Genomic DNA, 18,177 nt, shown 5'->3' with positions numbered 1-18,177 from the left:
ACCTGGTCGGGCGCGGACCTCAGCGCTTGGCGCGGTTCGCGGCCGACATCCGCCCCATCACGTCCTCGGTGGCGAGCCTGCGCTGCAACGCCGCCGCGAAGCCCGGGAACGCGCTGCCCAGGGTGCTCGCCACGCGCAGCTCGACGGGAGCCACGTCGACCTCGCCGCGGTCGCGCTCGACGGCGTCCAGCACGTCCGCCGCGACCTGGCCGGGCGAGACCGTCCGCAACCCGGAGGGCGGTTTCTGGCCGGTCTCGGCGAACATGCCGGCGTCCCGGACGAACCCCGGCTGCACCACGGACACGCCCACGCCGGTGCCGGTCAGGTCCTGCCGCAGGGCCAGCCCGAAACCGCGCAGGCCGAACTTGGTGGCGTTGTAGAGTGAGGCGTGGGCCGAGGTGACCTTGCCCGCGAGCGAGCCCATCAGCACCACGTGCCCGCGCCCCCGGTCGAGCATCGCGGGCAGCAGCGCGTGGGTGAGGGCGATGGGCGCGTCGAGGTTGACCGCGAGTGCGCGGCGGACCTGCTCGGCGGTGAAGTCGAGTAGCTCGCCGTTGGCGGGCAGGGCGGCGTTGGCGACCAGCACGTCCACCTCGCCGGCCTCGCCGGCCAGCCGGTGCAGGTCGTCCGGGTCGGCCAGGTCGGCGACGATCGCGCGGGCCCCGGTCTCGGCGGTGAGCGCCTCCAGCTCGGCGACCTTGCGGCCGGTGAGCACGAGCTTCGCGCCGCGCCGGTGCAGCGCGCGGGCGATGGCGTGCCCGAGGCCGCCGGTCGCGCTGGTCAACAACACGGTTGCTCCTCTGACCTGCATGGACGCTTCCCAGGTGTGATCAACGGATACCCGTGACCGTGGTCGGCCGGGTAGTTGTTCGTTCGAACGAACAGTACCGTATCGAGGGAGTCTCACGTCGAGACCGGACCAAGCCGACGCCGCCGTCCACCGGGAGCGGCCGGCGCTGCCCGGCGTGCGGCCGTTCGGCCTCGCACCGTCGCGCCTGGTCGCACGGGTGGAGGTCGCCCTCGGCAGGCAGGGGACAATGGCGGCATGACCAGACCCGCCGAGACCCGGCAGCGGATCATCGCGGCCGTGCTGCGGATCATCGGCGACGACGGCGTGGCGGGCGTGACCAATCGGCGCATCGCGCAGCAGGCGGGCGTCTCGCTCGGGTCGGTGACCTACCACTTCGCCACCCAGCAGGACCTGCTCAGGGAGAGCCTGCTGCACTTCGTCAGCGAGGAGACCCGGCACATCGGTGAACTGGCCCGGCGCACGGAGGGCGAGTTCGCCGACCTCCGGCAGGTCGTCCGGCTGGTCGGCGAGGTCGCCGGCGCGATGCCGCCGGACAGCGAGCGGATCGCGCCCTACGAGCTCTACCTGCACGCGGGCCGGGACCCGGAGCTGCGGACCGCCGCCGCCGAGTGCTTCGCCGCCTACGACCGGCTCGCGGCCACCGTGCTGACCGCGCTCGGCGTGGCGGAGCCGGAGAAGGTCGCCAGTGCCGTGGTCGGCCTGGTGATGGGCCTGAAGCTGCGGGCCCTGGCGACCGGCTCCGACGCCGAGCACCTGGTGGACGCCCTGCTCATGCTGACCCGGGGTGCCGAGCCGGCCGGCGGTGCCGGGTCGGCGGCGGGCGAGCCCGTCCGGCCGGCGGGGGAGCCCGGCTAGAGGGTGATGCCGGTGAGCACCATCGTGCGCTCCTCGGTGAAGTCGTCCATCGCCGACCGCACGCCCTCGCGGCCCGTCCCGGACCCCTTCACCCCGCCGTAGGGCATCTGGTCGGCCCGGTAGGACGGCACGTCGCCGATGATCACGCCGCCGACCTCCAGCTCGGCCGCCGCCTGGAACGCCACCGCCACGTCCCGGGTGAACACCCCGGCCTGCAAGCCGTAGTCGGTGGCGTTGGCCAGCTCGAACGCCTCCGCCGTGGACGCCACCACGGACACCGTCAGCACCGGCCCGAACACCTCGTCGCGCCACAGGTTCGCCGACGCCGGCACGTCCCGCACCACGGTCGGCTGCACCGTCGTCCCGTCCCGCCCGCCGCCCACCAGCAGCGTCGCCCCGGCGGAGACCGCCTCGGCCACCCACTGCTCGACCCGGCGCGCGTTGTCCTCGTCGATCAGCGGCCCGACCTCGACCTCCGGGTCGTGCGGGTCGCCGGTCCGCAGCGCGCGCACGGCGGCCACCAGCTTGGGCACGAACTCCTCCGCCACGTCCTGGTGCACGATCACCCGCTGCACCGCGATGCAGGACTGGCCGGCCTGGTAGTTGCCGAACGTGGCGATCCGGGACGCCGCCCGGTCCAGGTCCGGCCAGTCCGGGCAGACGATCGCGGCCGAGTTCGAGCCCAGCTCCATCAGCACGTGCTTGCGCGGCGCGTCGTCGGTCAGCGACCAGCCCACCGAGGTCGACCCGGTGAACGAGATCACCGGCAGCCGCTCGTCGGTGACCAGCGCCTTCATGTCCGCGCCGCGCACCGGCAGCACCGAGAACACGCCCTCGGGCAGGTCGGTCTCGGCCAGCAGCTCGCCCAGCAGCAGCGCCGACAGCGGCGTGGCCGACGCGGGCTTGACGATCACCGGGGCGCCCACCGCGAGCGCCGGGGCCACCTTGTGGGCCACCAGGTTCAGCGGGAAGTTGAACGGCGCGACGGCCAGCACCGGACCGCGCGGCACCCGGCGGACCAGCGCGAGCCGGCCCTCGCCGGTGGCGTCGGTGTCCAGCCGCTGGAGGTCCCCGGTGAACCGCCGGGCCTCCTCGGCGGCGAACCGGAAGGTGTTCACCGCCCGGGTGACCTCGATGTTCGCCCACTTGAGCGGTTTGCCGTTCTCGGCGGTGATCGTCTCGGCGATCTCCTCGGCGCGGTCGGCCAGCGCCCGGGACACCGCCAGCAACGCCTCCGCGCGCACGTGCGCCGGGGTGCGGCGGAACTCCTTGGCGACCGCGGCCGCCGTCGCGATCGCCCGTTCCACCTGCTCGGGGCCCGGTACCGCGACCGACGCCACCTCCGTGCCGTCGAACGGGTGGTACACGGTGATGGCCTGCGTGCCCTGCTCGGCGTGTCCGGCGATCCAGCAGGGACGTGGCTGCGGGGTGGTCGCGTCCATGCGCCCAACCTAGGCCGTTCCGCGCACCCGGTGCAGGTCTGAGACGATGTCGGCCGTGTCTGAGAGCAGCAACCGCCCAGTTCTGGTAGTCGACTTCGGGGCGCAGTACGCGCAGCTGATCGCCCGCCGGGTCCGCGAGGCGCAGGTGTACTCCGAGGTCGTGCCGCACACCACGTCGGTGGCGGAGCTGGTGGAGCGGGACCCGGCGGCCATCGTGCTGTCCGGCGGGCCGTCGAGCGTGTACGAGCCGGGCGCGCCCCAGGTCGACCCGAAGGTGTTCGAGCTCGGCGTCCCGGTGTTCGGCATCTGCTACGGCTTCCAGGCGATGGCGGGCGTGCTGGGCGGCACCGTGGAGCACACCGGCACCCGCGAGTACGGCCGCACCGACCTGGCCGTGACCGAGTCCGGCCTGCTGCACGAGGAGCTGCCCGGCACCCACCCGGTGTGGATGAGCCACGGCGACTGCGTCACCGCCGCCCCCGAGGGCTTCACGGTGACCGCGTCCAGCGACGGCGCGCCGGTGGCCGCCTTCGAGGACCGCGAGCGCCGCTTCGCCGGCGTCCAGTACCACCCCGAGGTCGGCCACTCGCCGCACGGCCAGGAGGTGCTGCGCCGGTTCCTGCACGAGATCGCGGGCATCCGGCCGCAGTGGACCACGTCGTCCATCGTGGACGAGCAGGTCGCGCGGATCCGCGAGCAGGTCGGCGACGGCAAGGCGATCTGCGGCCTGTCCGGCGGCGTCGACTCGGCGGTCGCCGCGGCCCTCGTGCAGCGCGCCATCGGTGACCGGCTGACCTGCGTGTTCGTCGACCACGGGCTGCTGCGCGCGGGCGAGCGGGCCCAGGTCGAGCGGGACTACGTGGCGGCGACCGGCGTGCGCCTGGTGACCGTCGACGCGCGCGAGCGGTTCCTCGGCGCGCTGGCCGGCGTCACCGACCCGGAGGAGAAGCGCAAGATCATCGGCCGGGAGTTCATCCGGGTCTTCGAGCAGGCCGAGCGGGACCTCAAGGCCGAGGGCGACTACGAGTTCCTGGTGCAGGGCACGCTCTACCCGGACGTGGTCGAGTCCGGCGGCGGCGCCGGCACGGCGAACATCAAGAGCCACCACAACGTCGGCGGCCTGCCCGACGACCTCCAGTTCACCCTGGTCGAGCCGCTGCGCGCGCTGTTCAAGGACGAGGTCCGCCGGGTCGGCACCGAGCTGGGGCTGCCGGAGACGATCGTGCAGCGCCAGCCGTTCCCCGGGCCGGGGCTGGGCATCCGGATCATCGGCGCGGTCGACGCCGAGCGGCTGGAGATCCTGCGCAAGGCCGACGCGATCGCCCGCGAGGAGCTGACCAGCGCCGGCCTGGACCGGACGATCTGGCAGTGCCCGGTGGTGCTGCTGGCCGACGTGCGCAGCGTGGGCGTGCAGGGCGACGGCCGGACGTACGGCCACCCGGTGGTGCTGCGGCCGGTGTCCAGCGAGGACGCGATGACCGCCGACTGGACCCGTCTGCCCTACGACGTGCTGGAGCGCATCTCGACCCGGATCACCAACGAGGTGGCGGAGGTCAACCGCGTGGTGCTCGACGTGACGAGCAAGCCGCCGGGCACCATCGAGTGGGAGTGACCCCGGCCTGACCCGCCCCACGGCGGCACAGGCACGCGAAAAGGCCACCTCGCGGACCGCGAGGTGGCCTTTCCGACCCCCGGACTTCCCCCAGCGCCTACACCCCTGCCGGCGCTTCTCCCCGATCTCCCCCTGCGGTTCCCCGACCCCCGGTTCCCCGCTCTTCCCCGTTCCCCTGACCTGGGCCCGTTCCCGGTGCCCTTTCCCTGGGCCCCCCTCCGGCTAGCGCCTCCGGCGGGCCGAGCCGGCGAGCAGGCCCAGGCCGATCAGCATCGCCCCGCCCGCCAGGACCCACCGCACGTCCAGGAACGCCGGCCACGACGCCCCGTCGGAGAGCATGTAGGCGGCGGCGACCAGGGCTGCCGCCCCGAACACCAGGCCCACGACGTCCACCCCTCGCTTCTCGATCGATCCCTGGTCAGCCACGGCGCACCACCACCTCTCCCACTCCCGCACGGACATCGAGCTCCAACTTCAGACCACCCTCGCCGGTGCCCCCGTCGGTCACCGTCGCGGTGTTGTTCCGGCCGCCCTTCTCGGGGCCGAGGCACTCGACCGAGCCCAGCCCGGTGTGACAGGTCACGGTCACGTCGGCGGAGGCCGGCACCCGCACCTTCACGCTGCCCACTCCCACCTCCACCGCGGTCGTCGCCGTGCCGGACGCCGGCAGGCCGGTCAGGTCCAGGTCGACGGTGCCCGCGTTGGTGTCGTACCGCGACTGCAACTGCTCGATCGTGACCGGCCGCGCGTCCACGTCACCGACGTGCTCCGAGCCGTCGAAGGTCGAGAAGTCCGCGCTGGTCAGCACCGCGCCCGCCAGGCTCAGCGGCACGACAAGGCCGATCAGCCCGCGTCCGCCGCCGCGGAACGCGCCCACCAGCAGCCCCAGGCCCAGGGTCGCCACGACCAGCCCGATGATGTGCTGGGCGGTGAACCAGGCGCTGTACGAGGACGCCACCAGGGCGCCCGCGAGCACCACCAGCGACAGCCCGAACGTCGCCGCGCCCACCCGGGACCTGCGCCGCCGGTGCGGCGGCCGGGACGGCTGCTCGGCCGGCACCGCGGTCGTGGGCGTCGGTTCGGGCAGGTCCCACGCGAAGGGCGCGGCGCCCAGCGGGTCCCACGCGGGCGGCGTCACGCGGGTGGTGGGGGACTCGGCGGTATCCACGGGCCTCACCTCGGGTGCGGAGGGCGGACGGTTGAGCGAGCCCCGGCCGCGGTGCAGCAGGTAGACCGCCCCGACGGAGAGCAGCACGCCGCCCACCATGGTGAAGCCGCCGTCCACGAAGAAGCCGGTCGCGGGCAGCACCGCGAGGCCCAGCAGGATGGTCAGCGGCACCGGGGTGGAGCTGCGGCCGCGGCCGATCAGGGCCTCGGCGGCGGACACCTCGTCGTTGTCCTGCGCCAGCCACAGCCAGCCCAGCAGGTAGATCAGGAAGCCCGCGCCGTTGCACAGGGCCATGGCCACGAACGCGACTCGGACGACGACCGGGTCGATCTGGTACCGCTGCGCGATACCGGCGGCGACGCCGGCGATCTTCCGCCCCTCGTGCGGCCGCCTGGGTCGGCTGACCCAGAAGTCCTTCAGCGTCTCTTCGACGCCGGCTGTGCTCAGGTTCCCGCTCACGATGTCGAGCATGGTTGTCCGGGGGACGATGCACATCGGGGACCCACCCTGATCCGCGCATCGGGTGGAACCCTGATGGAAGGGCCACCCGCACGTGTGACCATCAGGAGGTGAGCTCGCAGGTGGATTCCACGCCCAAACCGGCCACGCCCGACCAGACCGCGTCCGACCCGGCGGTGGCACGCCCAACGGTGGCACTCCCGACGACGGCACACCCGACGGCGGCACAGCCCGCGGGCGCGCAGTCGACGGGCGCGCACCCGGCGTTGTCGACCGCGACCCTGGCGGCCAAGGCCGGGCGCGGGGCCGAGCCGGTGCGCCGGCGGCGGGCCGGGCGGGTCGTCGCGGGCGTCGCGGGCGGTGTCGCCGACCACCTCGGGATCGAGGTGTTCTGGGTGCGCGCCGTGTTCGCCGCGCTCACCGCCCTCAATGGCGTGGGGATCGTGGCGTACGGCCTGCTGTGGCTGTTCGTGCCGCAACGCGCGGTGGACACCCCGGAGAAGCCGCCGAAGCCCCAGGAGCGTCAGCAGGCGCTCGGCCTGGTGGCGCTGGGCATCGCCGCGGCGGTGATCAGCGGGCTGCTGTCCGGGCCGGTCAGCGGCTGGATCGTGGGTCCGCTCGCGGTCGCCCTGGTCGGCGCGGCCGTGGTGTGGCGGGAGGCCGACGAGGCGCAGCGCAGGCGGTGGCGCGACGGTGCCCGGTCCGGCCTGTTCGGCACCGGCCGGGCCGCGCTGGTCCGGGTGCTGTCCGGGGTGGCGCTGGTCGCGATCGGCATCGGCGTGCTGCTGATCAGCAGCTACGGCATCGACCAGCTGCGGTTCGCGCTGCTTGCGGTGGTGGCCACGCTGGGTGGCGTGGCGGTGCTCACCGTGCCGCTGTGGATCAAGCTGATCAACGACCTGGGCGAGGAGCGCCGGGTCCGCATCCGCACCGAGGAGCGCGCCGAGATCGCCGCGCACCTGCACGACTCGGTGCTCCAGACGTTGGCGCTGATCCAGAAGCAGTCGGACAACCAGCGCGAGGTCAAGCGGCTGGCGCGCGGCCAGGAGCGGCAGCTGCGGGACTGGCTGTACGGGCCCGCGATGGGCGAGGACGGCCAGCCGACGATGATGTCCGCCGCGATCGCCAAGGCGTCCGGCGAGGTCGAGGACCAGTTCGCCATCGCCGTCCAGCAGGTCGTGGTGGGCGACTGCGCGCTGGACCACAACCTGCTGGCGCTGGTGCAGGCGGCCCGCGAGGCGATGGTCAACGCGGCCAAGCACGCGGGCGTCGGCGAGATCAGCGTGTACGGCGAGGTCGAGCCCGAGCGGGTCACCGTGTTCGTGCGCGACCGGGGCAAGGGCTTCGACCCCGACCTGGTCCCGGAGGACCGGCATGGTCTGGCCGACTCGATCCGGGGGAGGATGGACCGGCACGGCGGGGAGGTCCGGCTGCGCACCACGCCCGGCGAGGGCACCGAGGTGCAGCTGTACATGCCGAGGAAGACCGCCGGAAACCAGAAGACGGAGGCCAGGACGTGACAACCGAGAAGGCGCCGGTGCGGGTGTTCCTGGTGGACGACCACGCGCTGTTCCGGGCGGGGGTGCGCGCCGAGCTGGACTCGATCACCGCGGAGGTGGACGTGGTCGGCGAGGCGGGCTCGGTGGCCGAGGCCGTCGTCGGCATCGGCCACCTGAAGCCGGACGTGGTGCTGCTCGACGTGCACATGCCCGACGGCGGCGGCGCGGAGGTGCTGCGGCAGGTCCGCACGGCGCTGCCGGACGTGGTGTTCCTGGCGCTGTCGGTGTCGGACGCGGCGGAGGACGTGATCGCGGTCATCCGGGCGGGCGCGCGCGGGTACGTGACCAAGACCATCTCCAGCCAGGAGCTGGTGCGCGCGGTGGTCCGGGTCTCCGACGGCGACGCGGTGTTCAGCCCCCGGCTGGCCGGTTTCGTGCTCGACGCGTTCGCCGACCGCCCCGGCGCGGCCCCGATCAGCGACCCGGAGCTGGACCTGCTCACGCCCAGGGAGCGCGACGTGCTGCGCCTGCTGGCGCGCGGGTACGCGTACAAGGAGATCGCGTCCGAGCTGTTCATCTCGGTGAAGACGGTCGAGACGCACGTGTCGAGCGTGCTGCGCAAGACCCAGCTCTCCAACCGCTACGAACTCTCCCGCTGGGCCTCCGACCGCCGCCTGGTCTGACCACCACCGCCCTGGGACGCCCCGCTGCGCCGCCGGAACCGGCCGCCTGACGCAAGCACGCCGCCGGAGCGGGTGCGCTGCACTGCCGCGTGGCCGGAAGGGCTCAGGCGCGCCCTCAGGCCGCCGCAAAGGGCCGTCGACCCGCCACACCGCGCGGCCCGAGCGCACCAGGCGTGTCGCCGGGGTCGGGACGGGTCGGCGTGGGGCCCAGGTCAGGCGATGGCGGCCTTGAGGGCGTTGAGCAGGGTTTGCACGGCCGGCGAGGTGATGCCGTCCTCGCGGATCGCCGCGCAGATGGCGCGGGTCGGTTCGGGGTGGCGGAGCTTGCGGACCACCACGCCCGGGTGGATCACGCCCAGGCCCAGCTTCGGCACGATGGTCACGCCCAGGCCCGCCGCCACGAAGCCCTGCGCGGTCGGGTAGTCGTCGGACTCCAGCACGAAGTTCGGCGCGAACCCGGCCGCCGCGCAGCCGTTGAGCACGATGTCGCGGCACGGGCCGGGCGGGTTCACCGCGTCGACCCACGGCTCGTCGGCCAGGTCGGCCAGGTCGAGCACCCGCTTGCGGGCCAGGTCGTGGCCGCGCGGCAGGACGGCCAGGTACGGGTCGTCGAGCAGGTGGACCAGGTGCACGCCGCGCGGTGCCTCGGACACCCGCGCGGACACCGACAGCGCCACGTCCGCGCGGCCCGCCTCGACCTCGACCATCGGGTCGTCCGGCTCGATCAGCTTCAGGTCCAGCTGCACGTCGGCGTGCCGGGCCTTGAACGCGGCGACGGCCGGCGGCACGAGGGCCGCGCCCGCCGTGGCGAAGTACCGGACCCGCAGGCGCCCGGTGCGGCCCTCCCGGAGGTCGGCCAGCGCCGCTTCCGCCTCCACCAGCCGGTCGGTGATGTGGGCGGCGTGCTCGGTGAGCATCCGGCCCGCCGCGGTGGGCCGCACGCCCCGCCCGACCCGGTCCAGCAGCGGCAGCCCGGCCTGCTTCTCCAGGGCCGCCACCTGCTGGCTGATCGCGGACGGGGTGTAGCCGAGGTTCACCGCGGCGGCGGTGATGGAACCGGTGCTGACCACGGCCCGGAGCACCTGCATGCGTCGCACGTCCAACATCGCCCGATCGTACAGCTCAGCTTAAGCGTCGTGCAGTTCTATTCACTTGTCCTGATGCTTCGGGTAGCGCAGAGTATGTCCGTGAACAGACCCGGCACGCTGGTCAGGATGGGTGTCCTCGCGCTGCTCTGGGGTTCCAGCTTCCTGTGGATCAAGATCGCCCTCACCGGGCTCTCCCCGGTCCAGATCGCCCTGGTCCGCACGCTGCTGGGCGCGGCGGTGCTGGTCGTGCTGCTCTACACGAGGGGTCAGCGGCTGCCGGCCGGCAAGGGCATCTGGGGCCACCTGGCGGTCGCCGCGGTGTTCGGCAACGTCATCCCGTTCGTGCTGTTCGCGATCGGGGAGCAGACCGTCGACTCGGGCGTCGCGGGCGTGCTGAACGCCACGACACCGCTGTGGGCGCTCGCCCTGGGCCTGCTGCTGGGCTTCGAGCGGCGGCGCAACAGCGCCCGGCTGGTCGGGCTCGTGCTGGGCTTCGCGGGCACCCTGCTGATCTTCGCGCCGTGGGAGAAGGCCGGTCTGGCGAGCTGGGGCGCGCTGGCGTGCCTGGCCGCTGCGGCCTCGTACGCGGTCAGCTACACCTACATCGGCCGCACGATCTCCGGGCGCGGCCTGTCGTCCATCCAGCTCTCCTCCGCGCAGCTGGTCACCGCGACCGGCCTCACCGTGCTGGTGCTGCCGGCGGGCGGGCTGGACGAGACCCACCTGAGCTGGCAGGCCCTGGTGGCGGTCGGGATCCTGGGCGTCTTCGGCACCGGCGCGGCCTTCGTCCTCAACTACCGGCTGATCGAGGACGAGGGCCCCACCAACGCCACGACGGTCGGCTACCTGCTGCCCGTGGTGTCGGTGCTGCTGGGCGCGGCGTTCCTCGGCGAGGACCTCAACCTGAGGGTCGTGGCGGGCATGGTGGTGGTGCTGGTGGGGGTCGCGCTGACCCGCCGGCAGCCCGCGACGGCGATCATCCCGGTCGACCCGGAGCCGGCGACTACGCACAAGTGACCTGCGATAACGCTGGGTTACCCGCCGGTATCGGCCAACTGAGACAGCCGAACTGGGCAAACGGGTGGACCTGAGACCCAGGTCTCCCCCGATAGCGTGGTATTGGCCCGAACCACGTCCCGTTCGGCCTTCTCGGACGTCTCCTCTCCAAGAGAGGGATGAACACGGGAAGGACCACAACCATGAGCGCCGAGAGCATCACCGCGAGTACCACGTTCCACCTCCTGGTTCCGGGGGTCGCGCCGGCACCGGTGGAAGCGGAGCTGCACTACGAGCCGGAGGACCCGTACGCGGTCGCCGTGCTCTTCCACACCGGGCAGGGCAAGGTCGAGTGGATCTTCGCCCGGGACCTGCTGGCCGACGGCCTGCTCACGCCCTCCGGCGAGGGCGACATCCTGGTCCGGCCGGCGGCCGACGACCCGGAGCGGGTCCTGCTGGAGCTGAACGCGCCCACCGGGTTCGCGATCCTGTCGGCCCAGGCCGAGGACATCGCCGAGTTCCTGGACCTCACCTACGACGTGGTCCAGCCCGGCGAGGAGGACCTGTGGATCGACTTCGACCGCGAGCTGGCCAAGCTGGTCTCCACCAACTGACCCGGTCGCTTGCCCTCCACCAGGGTCGACGGGGGTCCCGGGGGACGGCGGGCGACCGGTACCGGCCGGGCGCACCGGCGGCGGCGCGACAGGCGTCGCCCGGCGGGCGCACGACCGGGGGGCCGGGGCCGCGCGAGGTGTGCCACGCGGCCCACACGCACCACCCGCGCGTGATCGCGGTCTTCGACGGGGGTCGAGGACGACCGGGGTCGCCGCGGCGGGACGTCACACCGTCCCCGCGCTGATCGGCGCGAGGACGCGGTCAGGCCGGCCCCGGCGGCTGCCGGGCGGTCGGCGGCGGAGTCCGAGCCGGTACCCGGCCGGGCTCCGGGACGTGAGCCGCAGGACGTGAGCCGCAAGACGTCGTGAGCCGCAAGATGTGGGCCGCAAGACGTCGTGGGCCGCAAGGCGTGAATCGCAGGACGTGAGCCGCGGGACGTCGTGGGCCCCGGGACGACGTGGGCCCCGGGACGTGGATTCGGGTGGGACCGGCGGTCTAGGCCTTGCCCAGCGACTGGTCCTTGGCGATGAACAGGCCCTGGTTCTCCCACTTGAGCACGATCAGCTTGCGCTCGCGGGACACCGAGCCGGCCTTCAGCGTGTAGGTGATCTCGATCTCGTAGGCGTACGGCTCGTTGATCTTCACGCTGTCCAGCTCGATCGACTTGATCTGGCTCCACCAGCCCTTGTAGCCCTCGAACCCGCCGTTGCCGTTCTTCATCTCGGCGGTCAGCCGGTTGAAGCCGTCCTCGACGTTGCCGGGCATCAGCGCGAAGTAGTCGCGGATCGCCTGCTCCTGCTGCTGCGGCGTCGGGTCGGTGGTGATCTTCGGCGGCGGGGTGGACGCCTTCTTGGTGGTCGACACCGACGGCTCGCCGCCCGCCGCGGGCTGCGTGACCGTCGTGGTCTGGCCGGCCTGGTCGTTGGCCTTGCCGTTGGTCAACATGCTCGCCAGCAGGATGCCGACGACGGCCGCGGCCGCGATCGCCAGCGCCGTCACCACGGTCGAGCGCTTGCTCTTCATCGGCCCGCGCCCCGGCGGCTTGGGGTCGCGGCGCGGCGCGGCGGCCGGGCGCTGGGGCGGCGGCAGCGCGTTGGCCGGGCGCGGCGGGGTCGACACCGGCGGTGCCACCCGGGTCGCGGCCGGTGCGGGCGCGTGCGACCGGGTCGCCGCGGCCTGCTGCTGCACGGGCGCGCCCTGCCACGACGGCGGGTGCGTCTGCGGCAGCGCCACCGGGAACTCCGGCGCGGCCCGGCCGGCGGCCACCGCCGCCAGGGCCTCCTTGGCCTCGGCCATGGTCGGCCGGTCCTCCGGCTCGGCGCGCAGCAGGCGCATCAGCAGCGCGGTCAGCGGGCCGGCCTGCTTGGGCGGCGTGACCTTGCCCGACGCGACCTGGTGCAGCAGCGCGATGGTGTTCTCGTTCAGGCCGAACGGGGGCATCCCCTCGATCGCCGCGTACAGCGTCGAACCCAGCGAGAACACGTCCGAGGGCGGGCCCGGGTCGTAGCCCTTCGCGACCTCGGGGGCCAGGTAGGCGGGCGTGCCCGCGAGCATCCCGGTCGCGGTGACCGTGACGTCGCCGGTCGCCCGGGAGATGCCGAAGTCGGTGATCTTGACCGTGCCCTCGTTGCCGAGCAGCACGTTGCCGGGCTTGATGTCGCGGTGCACGATGCCCGCGATGTGCGCGGCGGCCAGCGCCGACGCCACCTGGGAGCCGATCGACGCCACGTCGCGCGGCGGCAGCGTGCCGCGCTCGGACAGCACCGTCGACAGGCTCTTGGACGGCAGGTACTCCATCACCAGCCACGGCTGGCCGTCGTCTTCGGCCACGTCGTAGACCGCGATGGCGTGCGGGTGCTGGAGGCGGGCCGCGATCCGGCCCTCGCGCATCGCCCGCCGCTTCGCCTCGTCGGTGTCCGCCTCGGCGAGGCCCGGCTGGAGCAGCAGCTGCTTCACCGCGACGGTGCGGTGCAGGCGCTCGTCGTGCGCCTGCCAGACGATGCCCATCGCTCCGCTGCCGATCCGGTGGCCCAGTCGGTAGCGGCCGGCAACCAGGCGGCCATCGTCGGTCACAGGTGCTCCAAAGCTAGCTCGGGCTGGTCAGGGGCGAACACCGGTGACAGCGCCCACTACGACTCCAGGACGTTTCGTCACCCGATCGGGTTCGTCGTCCACCTTACGAGGTTTGCTACCCGCCTTGGGCCGGCATCGTCGTACTCGTGACCGGCGGCGTCGTCGTGGTCGGCGGCGTCGTCGTCGGCTTCGGCGTGGTGGTAGTCGTCGTCGTGGTGGTCGTCGTGGTCGTTGTCGTCGTGGTGGTCGTGGTGGTGGTCGTCGGTTCTTCGGTGGTGGTGCGCGGCGGCTCTGTGGTAGTCGTCACAGGAGGCGTCGTGGTCGTCGTGGGCGCCGTGGTGGAGGTGCTGTTGGTGACCGGCGGCACCGTCGGCTCCTTGGCCTTGAACACGCCGAGCAGCACCATCAGGAAACCGATCAGCAGCAGCCCGCCCAGCACCACGGCCGCGATCACCAGCGGCCGGGTGTTGCTCGGCTCGGCCGGCGGGGCCACCGGTGCGGTCGGGCCGACCGTGCGCGGTCCGGGCCGGACCACCCGGGTGCGGTCGGCGTCCAGCACGGTCGTCGCGCCGGCCAGGGGCATCGGCGCGGGCGCGATGCCGCCGAGGCTGGGGTTGCGGCCGTGGGCCACCGCGTTGAGCATGTCGCGGGCCTGGGCCATGGTCGGCCGGTCCGCCGGGTCGTAGTTGAGCAGCACCAGCAGGACGTCGGCCAGCGGGCCGTCGATGGTCGGCGGGTTGATCCGGCCGGCCGCGACGGCGTGCAGCACGCCCAGGGTGTTCTCGCTCAGCCCGAACGGCGGCTCGCCCTCGGCGGCCGCGAACAGCGTCGAGCCCAGCGAGAACACGTCCGAGGCGGGCGTCGGGTCCTGGCCGCGCGCGATCTCCGGCGCGAGGTAGGCGGGCGTGCCGGCGATCAGGCCGGTCTTGGTGACCGTGACGTCGTCGCTGGCCCGCGAGATGCCGAAGTCGGTGATCTTGACCAGGCCGTTGTCGGCGAGCAGCACGTTGCCCGGCTTCACGTCCCGGTGCACGATCCCGGCCGCGTGGGCGGCGGCCAGCGCGGCGGCGGCCTGCGCGCCGATCTGGGCGACCTCGACCGGTTCGAGCGGGCCGTGCTCGGCCATCGTGTCGGCCAGGCTGCTGGACGGCAGGTACTCCATGACCAGGCACGGAGCGCCGTTCTCCTCCACCACGTCGTAGACCGCGATGGCGTTGGGGTGGTGCAGCTTGGCCGCGATCCGGCCCTCGCGCATGGCGCGCTGGATCGCCTCGTCCCGCTCGGTGGCGTCGAGGCTGGGCTGGAGCAGCAGCTCCTTGATCGCGACGATCCGGCCCAGGCGCTCGTCCTGGGCCCGCCAGACGATGCCCATGGCACCGCTGCCGATCCGGTCCAGGAAGCGGTAGCGCTCGGCGATCAGCCGTTCGTCGGAGCTCACCGGGCGACCTCGCTGGGGCGCTGCGGGACCGCGGCAAGGGCAGCAGGTCTCACGCTCGGGCTCCTCGTCGTGCGGATCGGTGCGCGGACAGACTACCCCGGCGGTGACTACGGCTTTCGGACCGTTGCGCAGGTCACGCGAGCTACGTCCGGACCGGGAAGGGATACCTGAATCCGCTCGGTGAAGCCACCTGTTCGGGTGAAGATCGCGCCATTTGGGTCCGAACGGCCCATTCCGGGCGCACCGAGCGGCTCCGCATTGCGAAACGCCTCCGCACCGGACGGGGTGCCCGTCCGGCCGGTACCGGCCGGACGGGGCTCGCACGCCGAAGCACGGCCGGGCGTGCCGGACCGGGTGGGCGTGCCGGACCGGGCGGGACTACGCGGCGGGCGAGAAGAAGTCGAACCCGCCCAGCGGGTCGAGGATGCCGCCGAGGTCGAGCCCGAGGTCCACGCCGGGAGTGGTGGGCGCGGTGGGGGTCGTGGGCGTGGTGGGAGTCGTGCTCTCGCCGGAGGACGGGGCCGGGGTGGTGCTGCCGGACGCCGGCGGCGGGGCCGCGGACGTCGTGGGCGGGGTGGTGGTGGGCGGCGGCGGCACCTCGGTGGTCGGCGGGACCGTCGTGGTGGGCGGCTGCTCGACCGGCGGCGGTGCCTGCTCGGTCGTGGTGGTCGTGGGCGGCGGGGCCGGCTGCTGGGTGGCCCGCGGGCGCTGGGTGGTGGTCTGGGTGGGCGCGGCGGTGGTCGGCGCCTCGGTGGTCTCGTCGGCCGCGGGCTGGGCCTGCTGCTGCTTCGCGGCGGCCGCGGCCAGGTCGTTGCCGATGGTGTTGGTGCTGCGGGCGGCCTGGCGGTTGTCGTACCGCACCTCGGCCAGCGGGCGCTCGTCCGGCGAGGACAGCAGGTTGGTGGCGGTGAAGGCGACCGCGCCGGCCAGCACCACACCACCACTGGCCATCGCGACCAGCTTCGGCACGGACAGCCCGCCGCCGCGCTCCTCCTCGCCGGCGCGGCCTTCGCGGCGCAGCAGCTCGGTGATGTGCAGCTCGCGACCCGAGAGGTTCGTCGCCGGCGTGAACCGGATCGTCTCCTCGTCGGTGATCCGCGGGATCGGCTGCGTCTCCGCCTCGCGCCTGGCGAGCAGGTCGGCGACCGACAGCTTGGCCGTCGAGCCATCCTGTCGACGGCGGTTGTCGTCGTTCGACACCGGAGTTCACCTTTCCCGGAAGTGTGCGTTGAGCTACCAACCGGGAACATGGATACCGAATCGTGACCGACTGCGTAACCCCTTTGGGGGAACTTTCCTCGTCAAGAACTTTACTCATCGACGCTGAGTGAGATTCGACCCGAAGGTAGTCACTCAGTGTCAACCACGTTGGGCCGAAAGGACGTCTGTCCGGACGATGCGCGGTGGGCTGGTGTCGCTGAGCCAGAACCGCTGCTCGACCCGCAACCACCGCCCGGAGCGCTCCTGCATCGACACCGCGGCGAGCACCGTGCCGTCCGGCCGCAGGGTCGTCGACTCGATGGTGATGGCCTGGACCCCGCCCCACGAGGTGACGAAGTCCCGCGCGTTCCCGCCGACCAGGCCCGGCGTCAGCAGCAGCACCGCCTCCGCGGGCTTGGCGGGCAGCAGCTCGTAGAAGTGGCGCACCACGTCGACCTGCGGCTTGGACCGGGTCGCGGCCTCCCTGGGTGGCACCACGTGGCTGTCCGGCTCCGCCGCGACGTCCAGCGGCAGGTCGATCCCCATCGGCGAGGGCTCCGGAACGGGGGTGGCCGGCGCGTCGCGCGGCCCGGCCAGCTGCGCGGACAGCACGTCCGGGCGCAGCGCGGCGGACCCGGCTATCTCGGCGGGCGGGGCGGGCGTCGGCCGGAGGGGGCCGCTGTCCCGGTTGCCGACCATGATCGAGGCCGCCGCGATCGACACCAGCAGCACGAGCGCGCCGGTGCTCAGGCTCGCGATCCGGGCCGCCCGGTTGGACGGTCGGGGTGGTGCCTGGTGGCCGGGCTCGCCGAGCGGTTCGGCGACCGGTCCGGCCGCGGTCTGCTCCCGGGTCGGGGAGCGCAGCGGGGTGCGCTGCCTGCGGATGAGTTCGGCCACCGAGACCGACCCCGCGCGGCTGTGCCGGCGACCGCTCGTCGTAGGGCGTTGCACTGGCGACTCCCTCGCACCTGTGTCGTCAGCGAGAACTCGTACCGTGCTTCACCAGCGAAAAGCCAGTGGAACCGCCGGGTTCACCCTTTCGTGGCGTTCAGCGGTGTGTCGCTGTCCCTCGTTCAGGTGATCAAGTACGGAGAGGCATCCGGCTGTACGTTTGCGAACGACCGTTGGGCGTCGCCGGCGGGCCGTTCGGCGTCGCCCACCGGACCCGCCAGGCGGGCGGGAGGTGGCCGGGTGGGCGGTGGCCGGGCGGGTCGCCGGTCAGGCGCCGCCGACGAGCCGCTCGGCGTTGATCAACGGCTCGCCCGCCGTGGTGAAGACGAGCTCGCGCCGCTCGGTGGTCGTGCTGCCGTCGTCCTTCGTCACGTTCAGCGTGCTCACCGTCACCCCCGAGGCCGGGTCCACCGTGATCGCGGTGACCTGGACCAGCGACACGTCCGAGAAGCGCCGCTCCAGCAGCGCCTCGGCGTCCGACCGGAACACGTCGGCCACCATCGCCATCGCCTTGTCCGCGTCGGCCACCGCCTCCTCGAAGAACTGCTCGGTGCGCAACGCGATCGCGGCCGCGTCCACCAGCGGCGCCGACTCGCCGGGCACCGTGGTCACGGTCGGCGACGAGGACGGGCCGGTGGTGGTGGTGGTCGACCGGCCGGGCTTCCCACCCGGCTTCCCGCTCGGCTTCCCGCCGGTGTCGCCGCCGGTCGACGTGCCGCCGGTGCTCCCGGCCGACGTCGGGTCGGTGGCCGCGCCCCCGGTGCCGGTGCGGCCCTCGCCGCCCGCCCGGATCGCCGCGGCCTGGTCGGCGCGCCGCTGCTCGGGCCGGTCCGCGCCGCTCGGCGGCGGGGTCGCGGAGGTGGTGCCGAAGCCGGTGATCAGCGGGCTCGCGGTGGGGTAGCCGGGCATCCCGATCCGGTCCTCCGGCGAGTCCGCACCGACCAGCTTGGCCGCCGCGTACGCCAGGCCCACCAGCACGGCGGCCGACGACACGACGGCGAACCAGGCGGCCCGCTTCCACGTGCGGGGCGGCGTCACCGAGGCGGGCACCAGGCCGATGTTGAACTTGCGCAGGCCGACCGCGTCGGTGTCGACCAGCGGGTCGCGGGTGCGCTGGGCCGGGAGCGCGCCGGGCCCCAGGGCCGGCTTGACGTGCGGTGCCGGGGTGCGCTCGGGACCCCCGTCCAGCGGCAGCCAGATGGCCCCGCCCTCGTGCTCCAGCCGGTGCCTGCCCGACCGCTCCGATTCCCGGATGTCCATACCTGTTGTGATCCCTCACACCCCCGG

General features: G+C 73.4%; 16 protein-coding genes. 6 read left to right on the top strand and 10 right to left on the bottom strand.

The genetic code is table 11. The annotated features are described in order from the left end of the window. Positions 1 to 19 precede the first annotated feature (19 nt). Complete coding sequence (locus BN6_RS37965) at positions 20 to 790, bottom strand: SDR family NAD(P)-dependent oxidoreductase (RefSeq protein WP_197540224.1); 771 nt, start codon at positions 788 to 790, stop codon at positions 20 to 22. 255 nt (positions 791 to 1,045) lie between these two features. Here BN6_RS37965 and BN6_RS37960 point away from each other — a divergent pair, with 255 nt between their 5' ends. Continuing rightward, positions 1,046 to 1,666 carry a TetR/AcrR family transcriptional regulator gene (locus BN6_RS37960; protein ID WP_015105176.1) on the top strand — a complete coding sequence of 207 codons (621 nt, stop codon included), beginning with the start codon at positions 1,046 to 1,048 and terminating at the stop codon, positions 1,664 to 1,666. Here BN6_RS37960 and BN6_RS37955 read toward each other — a convergent pair. Beyond that, positions 1,663 to 3,108: an aldehyde dehydrogenase family protein gene (locus BN6_RS37955; RefSeq protein WP_015105175.1), complete on the bottom strand. Its 1,446-nt coding sequence runs from the start codon at positions 3,106 to 3,108 to the stop codon at positions 1,663 to 1,665. The two genes, BN6_RS37960 and BN6_RS37955, sit on opposite strands and share 4 nt — an antisense overlap. Before the next feature lie 46 nt (positions 3,109 to 3,154). Here BN6_RS37955 and guaA point away from each other — a divergent pair, with 46 nt between their 5' ends. Continuing rightward, positions 3,155 to 4,720, top strand: a complete 1,566-nt coding sequence (gene guaA, locus BN6_RS37950; RefSeq protein WP_015105174.1) for a glutamine-hydrolyzing GMP synthase — start codon at positions 3,155 to 3,157, stop codon at positions 4,718 to 4,720. Positions 4,721 to 4,942: 222 nt separating this feature from the next. Here the strand turns inward: guaA and BN6_RS37945 are convergent, their stop codons facing one another. Further along, a complete protein-coding gene (locus BN6_RS37945) occupies positions 4,943 to 5,146 on the bottom strand; it encodes a hypothetical protein (RefSeq protein ID WP_041315526.1) in 204 nt (67 codons plus the stop codon). Next, positions 5,139 to 6,347: a PspC domain-containing protein gene (locus tag BN6_RS37940; RefSeq protein ID WP_231904853.1), complete on the bottom strand. Its 1,209-nt coding sequence runs from the start codon at positions 6,345 to 6,347 to the stop codon at positions 5,139 to 5,141. The genes BN6_RS37945 and BN6_RS37940 overlap by 8 nt, the downstream gene beginning before the upstream one ends. Positions 6,348 to 6,469: 122 nt before the next feature. On the opposite strand from BN6_RS37940, the gene BN6_RS37935 reads away from it, so the two are divergent. Both BN6_RS37935 and BN6_RS37930 read left to right on the top strand, forming a co-directional pair. Next, entirely contained in the window at positions 6,470 to 7,867 is a 1,398-nt protein-coding gene (locus BN6_RS37935) for an ATP-binding protein (RefSeq protein WP_015105171.1), read from the top strand. Beyond that, a complete protein-coding gene (locus tag BN6_RS37930; RefSeq protein ID WP_015105170.1) occupies positions 7,864 to 8,529 on the top strand; it encodes a response regulator in 666 nt (221 codons plus the stop codon). The genes BN6_RS37935 and BN6_RS37930 overlap by 4 nt, the downstream gene beginning before the upstream one ends. 212 nt (positions 8,530 to 8,741) lie before the next feature. Here the strand turns inward: BN6_RS37930 and BN6_RS37925 are convergent, their stop codons facing one another. After that, entirely contained in the window at positions 8,742 to 9,635 is an 894-nt protein-coding gene (locus BN6_RS37925) for a LysR family transcriptional regulator (protein WP_015105169.1), read from the bottom strand. Positions 9,636 to 9,710: 75 nt separating this feature from the next. On the opposite strand from BN6_RS37925, the gene BN6_RS37920 reads away from it, so the two are divergent. Next, positions 9,711 to 10,634: a DMT family transporter gene (locus BN6_RS37920; protein WP_015105168.1), complete on the top strand. Its 924-nt coding sequence runs from the start codon at positions 9,711 to 9,713 to the stop codon at positions 10,632 to 10,634. A gap of 182 nt (positions 10,635 to 10,816) precedes the next feature. After that, positions 10,817 to 11,227 (top strand): SsgA family sporulation/cell division regulator, encoded by a 411-nt coding sequence (locus BN6_RS37915; protein ID WP_015105167.1) that lies wholly within the window; start codon positions 10,817 to 10,819, stop codon positions 11,225 to 11,227. A gap of 496 nt (positions 11,228 to 11,723) precedes the next feature. Here the strand turns inward: BN6_RS37915 and BN6_RS37905 are convergent, their stop codons facing one another. The 5 genes from BN6_RS37905 to BN6_RS37885 form a co-directional block, all read right to left on the bottom strand. Then, the gene (locus BN6_RS37905) at positions 11,724 to 13,301 is read right to left on the bottom strand and encodes a serine/threonine-protein kinase (protein WP_015105166.1); all 1,578 of its coding nucleotides are present in this window, start codon (positions 13,299 to 13,301) and stop codon (positions 11,724 to 11,726) included. 115 nt (positions 13,302 to 13,416) lie between these two features. Beyond that, the gene (locus BN6_RS37900) at positions 13,417 to 14,739 is read right to left on the bottom strand and encodes a serine/threonine-protein kinase (protein ID WP_015105165.1); all 1,323 of its coding nucleotides are present in this window, start codon (positions 14,737 to 14,739) and stop codon (positions 13,417 to 13,419) included. A gap of 378 nt (positions 14,740 to 15,117) precedes the next feature. Then, on the bottom strand, positions 15,118 to 15,939 hold the full coding sequence (locus BN6_RS37895) for a hypothetical protein (RefSeq protein WP_015105164.1): 822 nt from the start codon (positions 15,937 to 15,939) through the stop codon (positions 15,118 to 15,120). Positions 15,940 to 16,098: 159 nt separating this feature from the next. Continuing rightward, a complete protein-coding gene (locus BN6_RS37890; protein ID WP_041315522.1) occupies positions 16,099 to 16,836 on the bottom strand; it encodes a hypothetical protein in 738 nt (245 codons plus the stop codon). A gap of 321 nt (positions 16,837 to 17,157) precedes the next feature. Continuing rightward, on the bottom strand, positions 17,158 to 18,150 hold the full coding sequence (locus tag BN6_RS37885) for a hypothetical protein (RefSeq protein WP_015105162.1): 993 nt from the start codon (positions 18,148 to 18,150) through the stop codon (positions 17,158 to 17,160). Between the last annotated feature and the right edge of the window lie 27 nt (positions 18,151 to 18,177).

It is taken from the genome of Saccharothrix espanaensis DSM 44229, assembly GCF_000328705.1.
Taxonomy (GTDB): Bacteria; Actinomycetota; Actinomycetes; order Mycobacteriales; family Pseudonocardiaceae; genus Actinosynnema; species Actinosynnema espanaense.
The sequence above is the reverse complement of the archived record's forward strand: the minus strand, read 5'-3'. Positions and strand labels throughout refer to the sequence as shown.

Bases quoted from the DNA above. Each gene is read 5' to 3' on its own strand.
- BN6_RS37920 (WP_015105168.1), top strand. From the start codon at position 9,711: ATGTCCGTGAACAGACCCGGCACGCTGGTCAGGATGGGTGTCCTCGCG.
- BN6_RS37955 (WP_015105175.1), bottom strand. From the start codon at position 3,108: ATGGACGCGACCACCCCGCAGCCACGTCCCTGCTGGATCGCCGGACAC.
- BN6_RS37915 (WP_015105167.1), top strand. From the start codon at position 10,817: ATGAGCGCCGAGAGCATCACCGCGAGTACCACGTTCCACCTCCTGGTT.
- BN6_RS37960 (WP_015105176.1), top strand. From the start codon at position 1,046: ATGACCAGACCCGCCGAGACCCGGCAGCGGATCATCGCGGCCGTGCTG.
- guaA (WP_015105174.1), top strand. From the start codon at position 3,155: ATGTCGGCCGTGTCTGAGAGCAGCAACCGCCCAGTTCTGGTAGTCGAC.
- BN6_RS37885 (WP_015105162.1), bottom strand. From the start codon at position 18,150: ATGGACATCCGGGAATCGGAGCGGTCGGGCAGGCACCGGCTGGAGCAC.
- BN6_RS37925 (WP_015105169.1), bottom strand. From the start codon at position 9,635: ATGTTGGACGTGCGACGCATGCAGGTGCTCCGGGCCGTGGTCAGCACC.